Origin of the sequence: Anaerosporobacter sp., from assembly GCF_031551385.1 — a bacterium.
Taxonomy (GTDB): Bacteria; Bacillota; Clostridia; order Lachnospirales; family Lachnospiraceae; genus Anaerosporobacter.
The window spans coordinates 1-19,189 of the sequence record NZ_JAVBNS010000003.1 but is presented as its reverse complement, the minus strand read 5'-3'; the positions used below and the strand labels follow the sequence as shown (position 1 = coordinate 19,189).

Below are 19,189 nucleotides of genomic sequence, written 5' to 3'. Positions count from 1 at the left end.
GTGGATTTAATTATAGATAAAGAAAAAAGATTAAATGGTTAATTCAAGATTTTTTCGGGACAATGGGTAGGTTGGTCATAACGAAATATTAACAAAGTGCCAAAGCAAAGGGTTTCAATATCCTAATTTGGCACTTTATTTGTCTTATAATATCCTAATTTAAGAAAAAATCTCAAAAGCTCTTAATGTGAAGGTGGTCTTTTTTTATTAAAAGCAAATGGTATTGGAATTTGCCATTAGATGTTGTAAACTGATATAAATGAAACAGCATAGAAAGGGCAGAAAAATGGTTAGTGAATCACAAAAAAAGCGGGGTATAGCGAGAGTATATATTATAATTGTATTCGTTGTCATGCTCGTATCAGTAATAGGGCTTGTATACGAAAGAATCCAAGAGAAAGAATATACAGAAAAACTCGATATAACAAAATTAAATATTATTGGAGAGTATACGGTTAATGGGGAAAGTAATACGTATACATTACAGAATAATAAACTTATTAGTATGCAAGGACATAACAAAATCGTTATAACAGGACACTTTAATAGAGATATTGAAGCAGGCAAGAACATAATTATGCGTATTGATAACACAAAAGTTAAGATGTCAGTGAATGGAGAACAAGTGTATGCATTTGGAGAAGAGGGGACTTTTCCAAGTTTGGCAAAATCAGCGGGAAATCTATGGCAGTTTTATGAGTGTGATGGAATTTCCACTGCAGATACAATAACACTTGAACTAACGAACATATATAATAATCATGTGGATAGTACATTTTCAGTTTTTTTAGAGAATTTATCCGTTGGTGATGATGCAGATGTTGTACTAAAATATATAAGAGGAGATATGTGGAACGTATTCTTATCCTTTTTTATAATAGGAATAGGGATTATCAGTGTGCTTTTTTCGATAAAGAATCCAACAACACAGATAGAGCAACATCGCTTAATTATATTTTCGGGGTTAGCGATTACATGTGGAGCTTGGAGCTTTATCGATTTTAGAGTGCAGAATTTCTTTTATCCTTATCCTGTGTTTAATAATTGCCTAGATATTATCTTATTAATGGCGATGCTAGGGTGCCTTATGTTCTATCTTGCAGTTGGAATGAAGAATAAAGGCAGAATTGCTATGCATATAGCAGGAATAATTAATTTTTTATTTATACTGGTAATGACAATAGGACAGTTTATGGGAAATACGGATTATTATGACTATGTGTTAGCAATTGACGTGCAGATCTGTGTTTGTGCAGTTGTTGCAGTATTATGTTCTATATATGAAGCAATAAAAAGTCCTGCAAAGGAACGTTTTCAGATTCTGTTAGCTCCAGTGTTGTTAGCGATTGGAGGTTTTTCGGATGTAGTCTTCAATTACATGGGAATATTCAAACAGACAATATTTATGAAAGTATGTTTTATAATCTATGTATTTTGTCAGTTTGTTTACTTAACAGAGATTATTAAAGAGCTATATAAGAAAAATATGCGAATGGAAGTATATAAAGAGTTAGCATATACAGATGTTATGACAGGAACAAAGAATCGTACTGCATTTAATGAATATGTTGTGGGACTAGAGAAACGATTACTAAAGCAAGAAATAGCAGGAATTCTTGTAGTAGATATTAATAATCTAAAATTAGCAAATGATAGTCTTGGTCATCAGTACGGAGACAAACTGATAATTAATGTATGCAAAATATTAAAAGAAGTTTTCTCAAAGAGTTGTGTATATCGTATCGGAGGAGACGAATTTGCGGTGATATTAGAAGGAAATGATCTAAAAGAATATAGTGTATTAGCAGAGAAACTGGATTTGATGATTGAAGAGTATAATCAGGATATGAAGCAAGAGGAATGGTTAAGTATTGCAAAAGGGGTTGCAGTATGGAATGATGTAGAGGTGGATAGTTTTGAAGAACTGTTTGTCAAAGCAGACAATGCCATGTATACAGATAAAATTGAAAAGAAAAAATATAAAAAAACCAATTCTGTAAATCAATAAAATGGAATAAAATAAAAAATTACCCTATATCAAGGTTTTATATTATAGCTGAAATTCTGAAAAAGAGGTAATATAAGTATATTAAATATTTGCATTAACGTATTAAAGTTAAAAACAACATGATAACAAAAGACTTTTGCTAGAAGGTGGATAGAATTAGCAAAAGTCTTTTTTGATTCATACATTGTTAGGGGGGAATGAGTATGATATAATATCTATAAAAATACACAAAATAATCATTTGCTATAACGTGTGTTTTGTGCAAAACATACTAATTTATACAAAGTTAGGATGCAAAAAAGGATATGAGAGGTGGAATTGTGAAACGTAGCAAAAGTTGGGGAATAATAATTTTGATATTTATATGCTGTTTTATGAATGGCTGTAAGCAAAATGGTGGGAATGAAGAAACAAATAGTGTTGACTATGAAAATGTTATTAAGTTAAAGGCTATTACAATCGGGAAAGAACCTAAAGAAGGGATGGACGAGTTATATAAGCAATTAGATGCATTAACAATTCCAGAGTTAAATTGCACATTGCGATTTGAATTCATTCCGTGGGGGGATGAGAAGAAACAAATCAATATAGCAGTAAATTCGGGAGAGTACGATTTTATACCGGGAGGAGTTTTTTCTGATTACCAATCTTTAACGGTACGAAATGCATTCATAGACTTAAATCAATATTTGGACATTGTTCCTGATTTGGTGAATCATTATCTGCAAAAGGGAGAGAATGCGTTAAAAAACTATGAAATTAACGGAGGACTCTATGGAATTCCACAGTTAGGATTTAGTGGATTGTATACAGATATAACGGAGGGATTTTTTTATAGGGAAGATTTAAGGAAAGAGTGGGGATTAGAACCTGTTACGGATTTAGAAACGATGGAGGCATACCTCTATCGTGCAAAGCAGGATGAGCGCTATGCTGACGAAGCATTAATTACGGACAACCGTATATGGACTGGCTTATGGTCTATGATTGCGGGAGATAACTATATTGAGATTTCCACAATATTAGAAAATCCATTTTTCGTGGTTTCTGTTGAGAATCCCTACGTTCCTGTATCAAGAATGGAAACACCTGAGTTTAAGGAAGTGTTAAGATATATAAAAAAATGGTATGATGATGGTATCATAGACCCTAACCTACTTGTATATTCTGATAATGAAGGTTCGTTAGGACTGGAATTAATGAAGAAGGATAGAAAACCTTGTGAGACGAATGCACCAATATGGAGCTGCAATAAAAATTTTATTCCTAAGTTATATGAAACAAATCCAGATTGGGAGTTTGGGTTTTTTAGCTATATGATTGACAAAGAAGCTGTATATGCAACAACGGGAGAAGGAGGATCTGTGATATCGATACCAAGTAAATCAGAACATCCAGATACTGCAATTCGTCTATTAGAAAAAGTGCACACAGATAGTCGGTACTATAATTTACTTGTTTATGGTGTGGAAGGAATTCATTATAATACGAAGGATAATGCTCTTAATTATGATGGTATTAAAGAGACGAATCGATATCCAGGCTGGACAGCAGCAAGTGATGATTATATGCAATTTAGCTTGGAAGCACCGAATAAAGTTTGGACAGAACAAGTATATGATCCTATGATAGAAAAAGGGGACAGATTAGCAAAAGAAGTACCATATTGTCCAATTGACAGATTCTCGTTTGATTTAAGTTCGGTAGATAGTATTCTGAATAAAATGAATGAAGTGAAAGAGAAGTATTTTCAGCCATTATTGTGTGGGAATACGGACAACATAGACGTGGATTTGAACGATGCAATTAGTAAATTAAACGATGCTGGAATTAATATATACATGGAAAGAATAGAACAAGCATTACAGGAATATAAGAATACATTAAAGTAATTATTTTTATGAGGAGCAGCCAATGAATTGGCTGCTTTTTTCGTTCGCCCAACATGGGCGAACTCTTACGAGAATGTCATAGAGAATTATGCATATGAAAAAAACGTTCTGTGAGGTAATTGATATAAAGCTTTTGGTGAATGAATGTTTTTTGGAATGATTTTGTTTGAATAAACGAAAAAACATCTAATTTATTGCTATGTTTTGTTCGAAATCATGAAATAAATATTTGGTTTTTGATAAGTTCTATAAAAAGTGCACTAAATACAAGAATATTTGCATATAAAATTGTGAATAAAATAGCTATAATAAATTGTCATTATGTGTTCTCACATAGAAAGAGGAGGGGGTTAAAACGGGCAAAGGATAGCAGGGATTATATTATCAAGTAAACAGTCCTTTTAGGACAAATAGTACACTACCACTTGAACTGTGGTTGGGGATTGATTGGGAGGAAAATAAATGAGGAAATATCAAAAAAGATTTGTCGCAGTTGTAATATTAGTTGCACTACTTGTACAGACCATTGGTATAAGAGTTCCCGTTTATGTAAGTGCAGAAGAAACATCTATCTTTACAAATTATTTTCCAAAGATTACTGAAGTAACGGATGCCAGTGGATTTAAGCATCCAAGTGTCGGACTAACAAAGGATTTACTTGAAAATGTAAGAACTAAGGTAAGAGCAAAAGCAGAACCTTGGAACACCTATTTTAATGCCATGCTAACCTCAAATACTGCTAGTGCAAATGTTGTATCTAACAATCAAAGTGCAGCAAATCCAGCAGTAGCGGCAACGGTAGCTTTTAATAGTCAAAGTGTCCAGTCGAAGTTTATAACAGATGCCCTCAGAGCTTATACACAGGCTTTGCTATATTACATCACAGGTGCTGACATATATAGAGCAAACGCACTGCACATTATTCGTATCTGGTCTCAGATGGATCCAGCACAGTTTACATACTATACAGATGCTTGTATTCATTCGGGAATACCTCTAAACCGTATGTTAATGGCAGCAGAGATTTTAAGATACTCAAGTTGTAACAATAAGACGTATGTATCTGCAGCTGGTACAACAGAGAACTTGAATTGGACAGATACGGATACAAAGAACTTTACGAATAATCTAATAAATCCAATGATTGAAACGTTGCAACATGATCAAAATCACTTTATGAATCAGCATATGTATCCATTGATTGGAGCAATGTCAGGATATATCTTTACTGGCAACAGAACAAGATATAATGAAGCTGTTGAGTGGTATACGGTTAACAGTACTGCCAATGATCAAGGATTTAATGGTTCTATTAAGCAACTGTTCCGTTGGGTTGATGAAATCGCTGTAGTAGGAAATAAAATAGGACAAGGAACAAAAGTTACAGGTCATGTTCAGCATGTGGAGATGGGAAGGGATCAAGCCCATGGTTCTGGTGATTTAACGAATGCTGCGATTATTAATCGAATGCTACTTGCTCAAGGAACAAAAGTTGATCCAGCGAAAGGTACTGTGTCAACAAGTAGTAATGCGGTTGGCCCTTATGAATTTTTGGATAATAGAATTTTGGGTGCGGCGGAATTTTTCTGGCAGTATATGCTTGGATATGAAACAGAATGGACACCTGTTGCTTACTCGATTGCGGGGGATGGAACGATACGAGATACCTATAATCGATTTTCACTTGAGTATCGGGGAAGATTTCAAACGGCTAACTTTTGGGATTTGTACTCTTACTACACCTATGTAAAAAAGCAAGATATGTCAAAAATAGCTCCATATTATTATGAAGCCTTTACGAAAAAACTTGCACCTACTGCAAGTGGTTGGGAAAACGTTGATGCAGGTACAGATTTCTGGCTTTACTTACCAGCAGAAGCCGAAACAGATGCGAAAAAGTTTCTTCCAAATTTGAATTCAAGTGGTAGTTTGATTGAGGTAGAAGATCGCTATACAAGTTTGGATAGCAGTACAAAAACGTTAACAGAGAATAATACTACATATATCAGATTCAATGCATCAGGAGCAGGAAGTAAGATTGTACTTTTGAGTTTAGGTCAGGGTTCAAAAACGTATGGGGTAAAACTTCGCTCAAATGGTACGGCTACGTTAGAAATGTTAGGGCAGACACTGACAGTATCCAATACAAATGGGCAATGGAAATACTTCACTGTCACAGGGAATTTCGGTGATTTTGCTCCTGTTACGATAAAGGGTGCATCAGGAGTTACCGTTGATATGGATTGTATTGATGCTAATGCTGCTAACGTATTGACACCACCAGTATTTAAGACAGGGACGTCCGATTTAAATGTATTCGTTTATTCAGGTGTGTCTCTTGATATGGATTTTTCAGCCTTAGATTCCAATGCAAAGGATGTAGTTACCTATGAAGGATTTTCAATGCCACAAGGTTCTAGTTTGAATAAAAATACTGGTATATTTACTTGGAAGCCAACGCAAGCAGGGAAGAGTTCCTTTATTATTGCAGCTTCTGATGGAGTAGCGGTAACAGCAAGAAATGTTAATATTTCTGTAAGTGCGAACCGAAATACTGCAATTACAGAAGTACTTGCTCCATATAATGCAACTATAAGTTATGAGTATCCATCACTTGAGGAGTTTAAGAAAGTACATAAAGAAACAGTAAGCAAGATGAATACCGCATCTGACAAGGAATTTTGTGAACAATTACTATTACTTAGAATTGCAGTAGAGAATCTTAAATTAACAACACCGCTTTTATCGGATGGCAGTATTGATTATTCCAAGATTGTTACGTCTACGTTAGGCACGGATTTATCATGGCTTGTTGATGGAGATAATGCTACTTTTGGAGGTTTCAAAAATGGTCGTGAAAACTTATGGCATACGATTGACTTTGGTGTTGATTACAAGGTTTCAATCAGTAAATTTGGATTGCAAAGCAGAATGAATTTTGTTGACCGTGCGGCAGGTAGTGTACTATATGGTTCGAATGACAATGAAAATTGGACTCGCTTAACGCCTGGAGAGACAGCGTTTACTCCAGAGATGTCCATTATACCTGTTGATGAAAAATATAAAAATGAGAAATATCGCTATCTAAAAATATTTTTAATTAATCCTCAGCGTGATATTATCCATAATTCTGCTCAAATGAATATTGAGTTAGGTGAGCTAAGATTATGGGGTGTGCGATATGATGCTGGAAACATGATTTCTTCGGTTTCTATTAGTTCAGACCAAAGTGTTGCTGGAAGAATTCAGCTAGGTGATACAGCAAAACTGACGATTCAGACGAGGGAAGCCGTTAAGGATATGGCGGTTACCATTCAAGGTTTGCCTGCAATGCTTACTACAACAGACAATATAAACTGGACAGCAGTTGCTTCTATGACAAAAGGTGTAGAAGCAGGTAATGTTACGTTTACAGTAGACTACCATAGACAGGATGGAAGCGCAGGAGACACGATAAGCGTTACAACGGATAATTCCAAGCTGTTTCTAGTTGATAAGTCTGATTTCATTGAACATGTTTTGGATATTACGGATTTAATTGATTCTACCACTGGAAGAAGTCAAGCGGATACATTAAATCAAACAAAGAATTTATTTGACAATAATGCAAGTACATCTTCCGATTATCGTACCGATAACGGTTTGGGAGGACTACAAGGCTGGGGCGGATCGATTACCTTTGATTTTAAAGTAGATAATCAGATTTCTCTTCGAATGGTAGAGATACAAGCAAGGCAGGATCAGGTATCCAGAATAAAAGGAACGGTAATACAAGGTTCTAATGACAATGTGAACTTTGTTACAATCTCTACAGAAGCAATAGCAACAGCAGAGTGGCAGACGTTAACAATCAATGATAACAGCGCGTATCGTTATATTCGAGTGTATAATGCTGGAAATTGGTATGGAAACATGGCAGAATTGGCATTCTATGGGGAAATAATTCGCCCTATTAACATTTTAGATAATGCTGATTTGATTGATTCTACCCCTAGAAGAAGTCAAGCGGATACCTTAACTCAAACAGCGATGTTATTTGACAATAATCCAAGTACATCTTCTGATTACCGTACCGATAATGGTTCAGGAGGAGTTCAAGGCTGGGGAGGATATATTACCTTTGATTTTAAAGCTGGTAATCAGGTATCTCTCCGAAGTGTAAAAATACAAGCAAGGCAAGATCAGGTATCCAGAATAAAAGGAACGGTAATACAAGGCTCTAATGACAATGTAAACTTCGATACAATCTCTACGGCAGCAATAGCAACAGCAGAGTGGCAGGTGCTAACAATTAATGATTGTAGTGCGTATCGTTATATTCGAGTTTATAATGCTGGAAATTGGTTTGGAAACATGGCTGAATTGAGATTTTATGGGGAGGTAGTTCGCCCTATTAATATGTTGGGGATTACCGATTTAATTGATTCTACCCCTAGAAGAAGTCAAGCGGATACCTTAACTCAAACATTGATGTTATTTGACAATAATGCAAGTACATCTTCCGATTATCGTACAGACAACGGTTCAGGAGGAGTTCAAGGCTGGGGAGGATATATTACCTTTGATTTTAAAGCTGGTAATCAGGTATCTCTTCGAAGTGTAAAGATACAAGCAAGGCAAGATCAAGTATCCAGAATTAAGGGAACAGTAATACAAGGTTCGAATGACAATGTGAATTTCAATACCATTTCTACAGCAGCAATAGCAACAGCAGAGTGGCAGACGTTAACGATTAATGATAACAGCTACTACCGCTATATTCGAGTTTATAATGCTGGAAATTGGTTTGGAAACATGGCAGAGTTGGCGTTTTATGGGGAATGTAAATAATATTATTAAAGATGAAATAGGAAAAACAGAAGTAGAAACTGTTTTTTAGTTTAAAAAGATAGGACGACAATGTCAGTATAAAAACAAATTGACATTGCCGTGCTATCTTTCATTAAACAACGATTTGATTATGACTGCAAGGAAGCGATTAATTCCCATGCTTCATCTGGTGAATCTGGATAGATAATCACAACATTATCTCCCCATGTGAAAGCAATAGAGCTTTCTTTTGACAACGCATCTTTAACAATATCTTCGGTCATAGTATCAAGTTCACCGAGACATCTTTGCAAATCATAGATATCAGGTTCGGTGTTAAAACACCAATGCATCTTTGTATGCCCTTGCACATCGTAATAATTGCCTGCCATTACGAGAGATTCCTCTACATGGGCAACGTAATGTCCTTCAAAACTAACAGGAACACCATTTTTTAATAAAAGGTGTGTTTCGGATGCAATAAATCCGAACGATTCAAAATCTGGAAGATAATTAGAAAAAGCATCTGGATATTCATCGAGTAAAACACTGGTGTAGCAATCGCCTGCCTCCATAGAAAACCGTGTGAAGTCAATTGGATGTTCCCATAGCCAGTCTAATAGCATAACGATGGAGTCATAATCGTCATTCCACGAACCTACAATCTGATACCATCCACTTTCATTTTGGAACGTAATTTTCTTTTTCTGACCTGCTTTACCTTCGGATACAATCTGTATACCATCACGGTTTGTTACGGTTATAGTAGGTTCTACAATGTTTCCTTGTTCGTCAATCTCCACAAAGATACAATCCTCTATCATCTCAACCTCTTGGTGTCCTGCAATGATTGTCAAATCACTGTAATCCTCTGTTTCTCCACGTCGATGCCAGGAAAGTTCTATACTGAAAAGACTTCCATCAGAATTGTAATGAGCAGCACAGTCAAACAATGGATGGCTATCGATGATAGGAATTAGAAAGTCATTTTCGTACTGCTTTCGATTGTCAGAAAAAAATCGTGTTTCTGCGTAGGGAGGTGCTGCATCTGATTTGCTTTCTGATACGTCATCTGAAGCTGCTGAATTATATTTAAAATAATCCTCTGCTTGAAAGTTGTCTGACCATTGTAATACGGTGTGCCCGCTACTTTCCTCTTGATTGTAATCCTGTTCAAAATCCTGCTTAAATAGTACAGATGCACCAGCAATAATTAAGCAAAAACATGCAGCAAGAGTACCCCACTTTATCCAGCTAGGTTTTTTCGCTACATGTTTACTAGGAGCGGCTTCTTCAATATATCTCTCATCCACTTGACTAAGAATATTCAAAATCCGTTTTTCTTCTTTCATAGCGTAACACCTTCTTTCTCCAAAATCTCTTTCAGTTCATTCCTTGCCCTAAGTAACATCATTTTTACTTTGCTTTCACTAAATCTATACTCTTTTGCAATTTCCTTAATTGAGCTAAAATACCAATACCTACGCATGAAAACCTTTCGTGTATCCGTTGGCAGAGAAGAGAGGAAAAGATTGAAAATGTCAATCAAAGCAGATTCCTCGATCGTCTGCTCGACACTGTCAGTGGCAGGAATGCAGTCTTGCAACTCATCAAGTGCCAGTGGTATTTGTCCACTTCCACGCTTTTTTGCATTATACTTTTCATATCTATTCAAGGAAAGATTGCGAGTGATTTTTCCCAGAAATGCTGACAAGCAATTTGGACGTTGTGGAGGTATTGCGTCCCATGCTCTCATGTAGGTGTCGTTGACACATTCCTCAGAGTCTTCGTGATTGTGTAGAATGCTGTAGGCAATGGCATGGCAATAGTTGTTGTATTTGCTCGCTGTTTCTGTTAGGGCAGTTTCGGAGCGTGCCCAGTATAAATCAATAATCTGCCCATCATCCATATGTGTTCTCCTTTCTCTTAGTGGTATCGTCATAAGACCTTTCACCTATATAGACCGAAAAATAACCTACTGCGTCACAAGTATTTATAAATTATTGAGTAGTTTTTGAAAAATCATTCCACTGTGAGAAGATAAAATACGTAGTACTTGAAGAAAAGCCCTTGTCATTATGACAGGGGCTTGATTCGCATTATGTTCGAAAGAAAAATAGCATGAGAGTGGTCACCTTTTTTTATTTTATTTAGTTTGTGTGACAAGAAAATTTGCTAAATATTCAGCAGTTTGGCAATATCAGAGAAGTTGACAAGCAAATCGTCATAGATATTAACTTTAATGGTGGAATCAAAGGAGTATTGGATGTTGAGCATATTTCCATCAAAATAATTGACTGTTACAATCTTGCGACGAGGATCAACAATCCAATACTCACGAACTCCGTAATTATTGTAATAGTACAGCTTGCGAATATAATCATCTGACGGATTGCTAGGAGAAACAATTTCAATGATGAAGTCTGGGGCACCATTGCAACGTTTTCCGTCTAATTTATCTTTATCACATACAATCATAAGGTCAGGTTGTACAATGGTAAGTGGAGTATCGTTCAATTTCACATCAAATGGAGCATGGAATACTCTGCATGAGCCTTGCTTGCTTTTGATATAGATATTAAGTAAGGTTGAAAGTTCCATGGAGATTGTTTGGTGATCTTGTGATGGGCTGGACATATCATAGATTACACCATCAAAGACTTCTACTCTTTTATCTTCTGGAAGGGCTTCGTATTGCTCTAATGTGGTGATTTTTGGTTGTGGTTGTATTGCAGACATAGTGGCACTTCCTTTCTATAAATAATTCGTATGTTAATTAAAGCATAAGTTACAAAAAGGAAAAAGTCAATTGTTATCAAATATAAGTAAAGCGTTTATTGAAAAAGTATATGAAATATAATGTTATTGCTATAGGATTCTTTGTAAGCTTGCAATAAAATGAATGTAGATAACTATACAAGTAATTGCGAAACTCTCAATACACTTGCCTGCTTCTTGATTAGCATACAATAACTAAAAAACGATAGCGAAGCATCTTAGTACTTCTTGGTGTATACTGCATAACTTAGGAAGGCGAGGCATGGACGCCGAGCCAGCCTGAGCTGAGGCAGGATGCCGAATCGAAGGCGTTTCCGTGACCTTTGGATAGTGTTCGTATACACCTAGAAGTTCTTAGATGAGTAGCGTGTTTTGTGTTAGTGTATGCTAATCAAGAAGCTTACAAAGACATAACGGAGTTTCGCAATTACCGAGATAACTATATAAATCCAAGGAAAGGAAATGTACAGCATCGTAGTTAAACTGCGAAACTGTATGGGAAGATGTATGAATCAAGTAAAAGTATATCCAGTACATAAAGAATCAATACTGCAAGATCGATATGTCGTTAAAGTACGTGCAATTGGAGAAGAAAATTGGTTGAAAGTTCCTACCTATCAAGTCAAAGTGGATATGCATGATGTTCGATTGGCATCCATGGCATACTTAGACTTTGAAGGAAGTATTGAAATTGAGATTGAATCAAAAGTATATATATATCGAGTGGATATAAGACCACTCAGTAAGAAGATACCTGTTGAGTTTACAACGAAGAAAGTAAATTTTATATTAGATAAACCAGCTAATCTATCAATAGAAATAAATAAAGATCGTTTTCATAACCTGCATCTTTTTGCAGGAGAAATCCGAAAGGATATACCAGATGAGAACGCAGAAAATGTTTTAGTATTAGAGGGAAATTCAGAAAAATATTGTAGTTTTGGAGCAGAGACAGCTACTAAATTAGAAGCAATGCCAAAGGGACGAACCTTGTATATTAAATCAGGTATCCATTATGCTGGAGAAGGAATGTTCAAAGTCCCTTCCCATACGAATATCTATATGGAGGGGGGAGCTGTTGTTGTTGGCAACTTTTTATGCGATCATGTAGAAGATGTTCATATCTATGGAAGTGGTATTTTATATTTGGCAAATTTTGAGCGATATGGTGGAAAAAGTGGATTTCAATTGAACCATTCACACAATATTACGATAGAGGATTGCATCTTAATTAATCCACCTCATTATACGGTTGCATTAGGTGAGTGCAAGAACGTAACAATTCGTAATATTAAGAGCTTTAGCTGTGAAGGCTGGAGTGATGGAATTGATATGATGAGTTGCCAGAATATATATGTAGAGGGTGGCTTTTTACGTACTTCAGATGACTGTATAGCAGTATATGGACATCGCTGGAGTTTCTACGGCGATACAAGAAATGTTGTTATAAAAGGGATTACCTTATGGGCAGATGTGGCGCATCCAATCTGCATGGGTACGCATGGACTGAGTGAAGAAGAGGGAGATATCATAGAGGATATTCACTTCGAAGATATCGACATATTAGAGCATCACGAATACCAAGCAGGCTACCTTGGATGCATGGCGATTAATGTAGGAGATAAGAATATAGCGAGAAATATTGTGTTTGACAATATAAGAATCGAACCGTTTGAACATGGGAAAATATTTGATTTTCAAGTGAAATTTAATCCAGATTATAACCCATGTCCGGGAAAAGGCATTGAGAATATTACACTTAAAAATATATATTACACAGGTCAGAGAGATGAAGTATCGGTAATTGAGGGATATAGCGAAGAATTCAATGTGAAGAATATTTATATTGAAAATTTAGTTCGTAATGGTGTTAAAGTTAAAACATTAGAGGAAGGTAATATTCGAGTAGGCAAGTATGTGGAGAATGTCACGCTAGCAGATTAGTTTTACGAGAAAAAATTTACTGTGTGATGATAGCTGGGGTACAGAACAGCGCAATGAATTCTCAGACAAATCTAGGGTGTTTGAGAAGAGAATAGTAAGAGAAGGGTAAAAGAAAATATGGCAGGATATTTATTCGTTCATTTTATTGGTGAAGAGAAAGATGGAGAGCAAATTTATTTTAGTATTAGTAAAGATGGTTTGCATTGGAAGGATTTAAATCAAGGAAAGCCAATATTATATTCAGATTTAGGTGATAAGGGAGTTAGAGATCCGTTTATTGTGAAAGAACCTACAACAGGAAAATACTTCTTAATAGCGACTGATTTATGTATAGGAAAGCGTAAAGGTGGCTGGGAAAGTGCGTGTAAAAATGGGAGTAGAGACCTTATTGTATGGGAATCAGATAATCTGATTGATTGGGGAAAAGCAAAATCATGTCGAGTAGGAATACCAGAAGCAGGTTGTGTTTGGGCACCAGAAGCAGTGTATGATAAAAAGGAAGAAGCATTTTTTGTTTTCTGGGCATCTTTTGTTAAAGAAGAGGGTGAAGCGGAAGGAAAACACCGTATCTATTCGGCATATACAAAGGATTTTAGGGAGTTTACATCACTACAAAAATATATTGAAAAAGAGAACGCAATTATTGATACAACAATAATCTTTGATAATGGGAAATATTATCGTTTTTCTAAAGATGAGAGTAATAAGCATATTATTGCTGAATGTGGAGATGAATTGGCTGGACAAGATTTTATCCTTATTGAAAATTCTAAATTAAATGAACTGTTAGGAGTAGAAGGTCCTGAATGTTTTCGGTTACCAGATGGAAAGTGGTGTTTGGTTGTAGACCAGTACGGAACAGGAAAAGGTTATCTTCCTATCGTTATTGAAGACTTAGAAACTGCAGAGGTAAGAGTACTTGAGGAAAAAGACTACAGTTTTGGCAGTACGAAAAAAAGGCATGGTGGAATAATCGCCATAAGTGATGAGGAATACGACGCATTGCAAGATAAGTTTTAGTAGAGGCGAAACTCCATTTTTATATGTGGCTAAGTTTCTTAGCTATTGTACGTTAATCAAGAAACAGTCAAGTATATTGAGAGTTTCGCAATTAATAATTTAAGTGATGGAAAAGGAAAGGTGGAAGAGAGAATGATTCAAGAAAATGAATGGATTAGAGAAGCGACTGCTGCAATAAAAGAAAAGATGGATTGGCTTAGTGAGAAATCAAAAGATAAAATCCCTTATACAACGATTGATGGAGAACATGACAACAGAGCTGATACAACGATAATTTTTAACCTTGATGATGGACTAAACTGGTGGACGAATGGGTTCTGGGGTGGTATGTTATGGTTAATGTATCATGAAACAGACGATAAGAAATATGCACAAATTGCGAGATACAATGAGGAATTACTAGACAAATGTTTTGAAGATTTTTATGGTCTTCATCATGATGTAGGATTTATGTGGTTACCAACAGCAGTTGCCAATTACCGATTAACAAAAAATGAAGATGCAAAAAGACGTGCAATGCATGCAGCGACAATTCTTGCTGGAAGATTTAATCCCGTCGGAAAGTTTATAAGAGCGTGGAATGATTTAGAAGATGAAACAAAGGATACGAGAGGTTGGGCAATTATTGATTGCTTATTTAATATTCCATTACTTTATTGGGCAAGTGAAGAAAGCAATGATCCTAGATTTAAACAAATTGCTATGATGCATGCGGATACAGCAATGAACACATTTGTTAGAGCGGATGGTTCGGTACGACACATTGTTGAGTTTGATCCATTCACAGGGGAGTTTGTAACCGATCATGGTGGACAAGGATATGCGAAAGGCTCGTCATGGACAAGAGGACAAACATGGGGATTGTATGGATTTGTGATTAGCTATATGCATACTGGAAAGCAAGAATATCTGGATACAGCGAAGAAGATTGCACATTATTTTATCGCGAATATTCCAGAGGATGGAATTATACCAGTTGACTTTAGACAACCGAAAGAGCCCGCATGGGAAGATTCTTGTGCAGCAGCAATTGCAGCTTGCGGATTAATCGAGATTTCCAGAGTGGTAGATGAATGTGAGAGGGAATTGTATCTACAGCCAGCGATAAAACTTTTGAAGACATTATATGAAAAGCGAAGTGATTTCAGCAAGGACAATGATAATATACTTACGAATTGTACAGCGGCATATCATGATAAGAAACATCATTTCTCAATTATCTATGGAGATTATTATTTTATGGAAGCTATGTTTAGACTAAACGGAAATGATATATTCCTATGGTAAAAGTTTGATATGATAAGATTAATGATGGGAGGGGGTATCGTCCTGAAGTGTTATGCTTGTGGAAGTTCTATGGTCTATGTTATAATCAATTTCATAAGAATTGGTAATAATAGATAGCTACGAATGGTTAATGAAAGGAAGCGTAATATATGAGTAAATTATTAATAGTTGTCGATATGCAAAACGATTTTATAACAGGAGCACTTGGTACAAAGGAAGCAGTAGCAATAATTCCTAATGTAGTAAAAAAGATTCAACACTATATGAAAAATGATGATGCAATTATTTTCACGAGAGATACCCATGCTAAGAATTATCTTGAAACGCAAGAGGGTAAAAACCTTCCAGTAGAGCATTGCATTAAAGGAGAAGAAGGCTGGGAAGTTTGTAATGAAATCAAGGAAGCAATTGCAGTAGCTGAATGCAAATGCTATGATAAAGTAACGTTTGGCTCAGAAGAGTTAGCAAAAGACTTAATGGCAGGACGATACAATGATGTAACAGAGATTGAATTAGTTGGTGTTTGTACGGATATCTGTGTAATATCCAATGCATTATTAGTAAAAACATTCTTACCAGAGATGCCAGTAAAGGTTGATGCTTCTTGCTGTGCTGGAGTTACAGAGCAAAGCCATAAGAATGCATTAGAGGCTATGAAGATGTGTCAGATTGAGATTGTGGAAGAATAAGAAATGAATAAAGATTGAAGTTAATTACGCTGAAGAAAGATATAAAAGAGTAGTTACTTTGTAAGTGAAAAAACTCTAAGTAATTTATCCATGGATGATAAATTATTTGGAGTTTTTTGTTTCTTAAAAATCAGTACTAACATCTTAAAAAAGGAGCACTTTTGCGTTTGAAAAATTGCTACAATACAAAGGTATCATGGTAACTATTTATAGATGAAAACATCATCAAAGGAGAGGGTAAAGAGATGGGTATAAAAATAGGAAAAAAGATACTAAGTTCTATGTTAGCAATATTACTATTTGTCATGAGTTTTATTCCTAGCGTTGTTGTTAAGGCAGAAGAGGAAAAGACAAGTAGTTATATACTGAATGATGCATATGTAGATGAGGGATTGGTTACAGCGGCTAATAAAGGGAAAGTAATGTTAGATGCAGACCCTAATAAAGCAGGGAGACTGATTATCGGAAAAGGAAGACAAGTTTATATTCGTTTTGATTTGTCACAGATTGATGCGAATGAAGTTGATAGTATGATATTGTGTATGAAACAGACGAATGCAAATGTGAATACAATCGTAGTGACACAGGCAGGTGAGTATCTGACAGAGAATGGAATTGAGACAGAGACAAAGTGGAATGAAAATAATATTACATTTGATAATCGTCCCAATGATATAGAGGGTAGCCCAAGTGATACGATGGAGTGGAATGGAACGACATCGCAAATGGAATTAAAATCATTGCTATTAGATGCAAAAAATGCAGGTAAGGACGAGATTACGTTACATATTGCAATAGAGGGGGATAATAGTAAAAATGGTGTAGCGAATGAAATCTATTCAACGCGCGATACAACTACACCTTTGAGTATGCAAGTACTATTAAAAGAAGTAGAAGTAATACCAGACACAGATGAATATGTTCTAAATGATGCATTCGTAGATTCAGCATCAGCCAATAGTAGTAAAGCAATGATAACAAGCAAAGCAGATAAATTGATTATCGGAAAAGGAAGACATGCATATATTCGATTTAATATATCACAGATTGATGCTGATGAAGTTGCAAGTATGATATTGTATGTTACACAGACGCATGCGAATAATACAATTGTAGTGACTCAAGCAGGTGAGTATCTGAGAGAGGAAGGCACAGAAACAGAAACAAAGATAAAATGGGATGAAAACAATATTACTTACAAAAACCGTCCAGTTGATTTAGCAAATTCTCAAACCTATACGATGGAATGGGATAAAAAAGCTACATTTCAAATGGATTTAACATCATTATTGGTAGATGCAAGAAGTAAGGGCAAGAATGTGATTACGTTGCATATTACAACAAAGGATGTTGAAACAAGTACAATTGATGCTAGTGAAATCTATTCAACTCGTAGTATTACAAGTCCTCTTTATATGATTGTTAGAATGAAAAATGAAGAGCAACCACAGGCAATGCCGGTTCAAAAAAGCGGCGATACGTATCTTGAAAGTGCTTCTATTGCTCAGAAAACAGTTCGAATTAAAGCAAAGACAGGACAATATTTGAAATTAGCTCAAGATGGAAAAAGTTTTGAAACAACGGATATTCAAAGTGAGGGAAGTATATTTGCTGTATATATATCCGAATATGCATATCCGTCTTATGAATTAGAAAACTATGGTTCATCTATAACAACATTTGCGATAAAATGCTTAGACAATAATAAATATCTAACGATTCAAAATTATTTTGAAGAATCCGATGCAAGTAAAAATTATTATAACTTGAATGCAACAGGAAAGTATGAGATTCAAGCACAAGCAGATGAGGTAAACTGGAACGAACGATTCTATATTGATTATTATGAAACTGCTGGTTACTATACGATATCTAGCCATCTGCTAAACCTACGTGATGACCCTTCTTTTTCAACTGCGCCAGTGCGTATGACAACAACAGAAGGTCTATGTACTTCTGCAAGTCAGATGCAAAGCTATCAATTTCAATTTGAAGATGTTTCTGATTATGACCAATTAGAAGTTTTGTCTAAAGTAGAAGGAAATCAAGCAGAACTCTACTGGTATCCAGTAGATGGAGATTTAGATACTTCACATTATACTGTAGATGGTTCTGTAGTTACAACAGAAAACGGAAAACTCTATGCGACAGTTACAGACCTTACGTTAGGAACTTATGAAATTGAAGTAATCTATACGAATGGTTTGAATAGTCAAAGTGATATAGCTAAAGTTTGTATCTTTAACCATCCTGGTATCTCACATACGGAAGCAGAATTAGATGCTATGAGAGAGCATGTACAGAAGAAGGAAGAGCCTTGGTATTCTGATTACATGAAGTTACAATCTACAGTAGCAGACAACTTAAATTCAACTTCATTTACAATAAAAGCATATGATGCGATTGGAAGAGGAGAACCTGCAGGGCATGGTAACATCTCTGATTTCGAACAATCAGCGAATGCGGCGTATTTTAATGCTTTGCAATGGGTTATTACTGGTGATTCTGCTTATGCGGATACGGTAGTAAATATTCTAAATGCATGGTCGGATTTAAAAATCGTAGATGGAAGAGATCGAATTCTTGGAGCGGCTATCAATGGTTTTAAATTAAATAATGCAGCAGAAATAGTAAGATACTATCATGGTGGATATTCTGGCTATAGCGATACAGATTTCAAAAACTATCAATCTATGATGGAAAATGTAATCTATCCAGTAATTCAAGATTTAGGTGCACCAATGGTGGCAAATGGAAACTGG

General features: G+C 35.6%; 11 protein-coding genes. 8 read left to right on the top strand and 3 right to left on the bottom strand.

Annotated features, from left to right (window positions below; all coding sequences use genetic code 11):
* Positions 1-352: 352 nt before the first annotated feature.
* The 3 genes from RMR19_RS00115 (at position 353) to RMR19_RS00105 (ending at position 8,730) form a co-directional block, all read left to right on the top strand.
* Positions 353-2,008 (top strand): GGDEF domain-containing protein, encoded by a 1,656-nt coding sequence (locus RMR19_RS00115; RefSeq protein WP_310601516.1) that lies wholly within the window; start codon positions 353-355, stop codon positions 2,006-2,008.
* 320 nt (positions 2,009-2,328) lie between these two features.
* Positions 2,329-3,900: a DUF3502 domain-containing protein gene (locus RMR19_RS00110; protein ID WP_310601515.1), complete on the top strand. Its 1,572-nt coding sequence runs from the start codon at positions 2,329-2,331 to the stop codon at positions 3,898-3,900.
* A 462-nt stretch (positions 3,901-4,362) separates the two neighbouring features.
* Positions 4,363-8,730 (top strand): discoidin domain-containing protein, encoded by a 4,368-nt coding sequence (locus RMR19_RS00105; protein WP_310601514.1) that lies wholly within the window; start codon positions 4,363-4,365, stop codon positions 8,728-8,730.
* A 128-nt stretch (positions 8,731-8,858) separates the two neighbouring features.
* Here RMR19_RS00105 and RMR19_RS00100 read toward each other — a convergent pair whose 3' ends face one another.
* From RMR19_RS00100 to RMR19_RS00090, 3 genes are all read right to left on the bottom strand, one after another.
* Positions 8,859-10,061 carry a hypothetical protein gene (locus RMR19_RS00100; protein ID WP_310601513.1) on the bottom strand — a complete coding sequence of 401 codons (1,203 nt, stop codon included), beginning with the start codon at positions 10,059-10,061 and terminating at the stop codon, positions 8,859-8,861.
* Complete coding sequence (locus tag RMR19_RS00095; protein ID WP_310601512.1) at positions 10,058-10,618, bottom strand: RNA polymerase sigma factor; 561 nt, start codon at positions 10,616-10,618, stop codon at positions 10,058-10,060. The genes RMR19_RS00100 and RMR19_RS00095 overlap by 4 nt, the downstream gene beginning before the upstream one ends.
* A 266-nt stretch (positions 10,619-10,884) precedes the next feature.
* A complete protein-coding gene (locus tag RMR19_RS00090; RefSeq protein WP_310601511.1) occupies positions 10,885-11,448 on the bottom strand; it encodes a Uma2 family endonuclease in 564 nt (187 codons plus the stop codon).
* Between the two features lie 546 nt (positions 11,449-11,994).
* On the opposite strand from RMR19_RS00090, the gene RMR19_RS00085 reads away from it, so the two are divergent.
* The 5 genes from RMR19_RS00085 to RMR19_RS00065 form a co-directional block, all read left to right on the top strand.
* Positions 11,995-13,431, top strand: a complete 1,437-nt coding sequence (locus tag RMR19_RS00085) for a glycosyl hydrolase family 28 protein (RefSeq protein ID WP_310601510.1) — start codon at positions 11,995-11,997, stop codon at positions 13,429-13,431.
* 117 nt (positions 13,432-13,548) lie between these two features.
* Positions 13,549-14,451, top strand: coding sequence for a glycoside hydrolase family 43 protein (locus RMR19_RS00080; protein ID WP_310601509.1), 903 nt, complete (start codon positions 13,549-13,551; stop codon positions 14,449-14,451).
* A gap of 132 nt (positions 14,452-14,583) precedes the next feature.
* Complete coding sequence (locus RMR19_RS00075; RefSeq protein ID WP_310601508.1) at positions 14,584-15,738, top strand: glycoside hydrolase family 88 protein; 1,155 nt, start codon at positions 14,584-14,586, stop codon at positions 15,736-15,738.
* A 149-nt stretch (positions 15,739-15,887) separates the two neighbouring features.
* Positions 15,888-16,427, top strand: coding sequence for a cysteine hydrolase family protein (locus RMR19_RS00070; protein WP_310601507.1), 540 nt, complete (start codon positions 15,888-15,890; stop codon positions 16,425-16,427).
* A gap of 245 nt (positions 16,428-16,672) precedes the next feature.
* Positions 16,673-19,189: CBM96 family carbohydrate-binding protein (locus tag RMR19_RS00065; protein WP_310601506.1), on the top strand; the 2,517-nt coding region annotated here is incomplete at its 3' end.

Bases quoted from the DNA above. Each gene is read 5' to 3' on its own strand.
- RMR19_RS00115 (WP_310601516.1), top strand. From the start codon at position 353: ATGCTCGTATCAGTAATAGGGCTTGTATACGAAAGAATCCAAGAGAAA.
- RMR19_RS00105 (WP_310601514.1), top strand. From the start codon at position 4,363: ATGAGGAAATATCAAAAAAGATTTGTCGCAGTTGTAATATTAGTTGCA.
- RMR19_RS00100 (WP_310601513.1), bottom strand. From the start codon at position 10,061: ATGAAAGAAGAAAAACGGATTTTGAATATTCTTAGTCAAGTGGATGAG.
- RMR19_RS00095 (WP_310601512.1), bottom strand. From the start codon at position 10,618: ATGGATGATGGGCAGATTATTGATTTATACTGGGCACGCTCCGAAACT.
- RMR19_RS00090 (WP_310601511.1), bottom strand. From the start codon at position 11,448: ATGTCTGCAATACAACCACAACCAAAAATCACCACATTAGAGCAATAC.
- RMR19_RS00085 (WP_310601510.1), top strand. From the start codon at position 11,995: ATGAATCAAGTAAAAGTATATCCAGTACATAAAGAATCAATACTGCAA.
- RMR19_RS00080 (WP_310601509.1), top strand. From the start codon at position 13,549: ATGGCAGGATATTTATTCGTTCATTTTATTGGTGAAGAGAAAGATGGA.
- RMR19_RS00075 (WP_310601508.1), top strand. From the start codon at position 14,584: ATGATTCAAGAAAATGAATGGATTAGAGAAGCGACTGCTGCAATAAAA.
- RMR19_RS00070 (WP_310601507.1), top strand. From the start codon at position 15,888: ATGAGTAAATTATTAATAGTTGTCGATATGCAAAACGATTTTATAACA.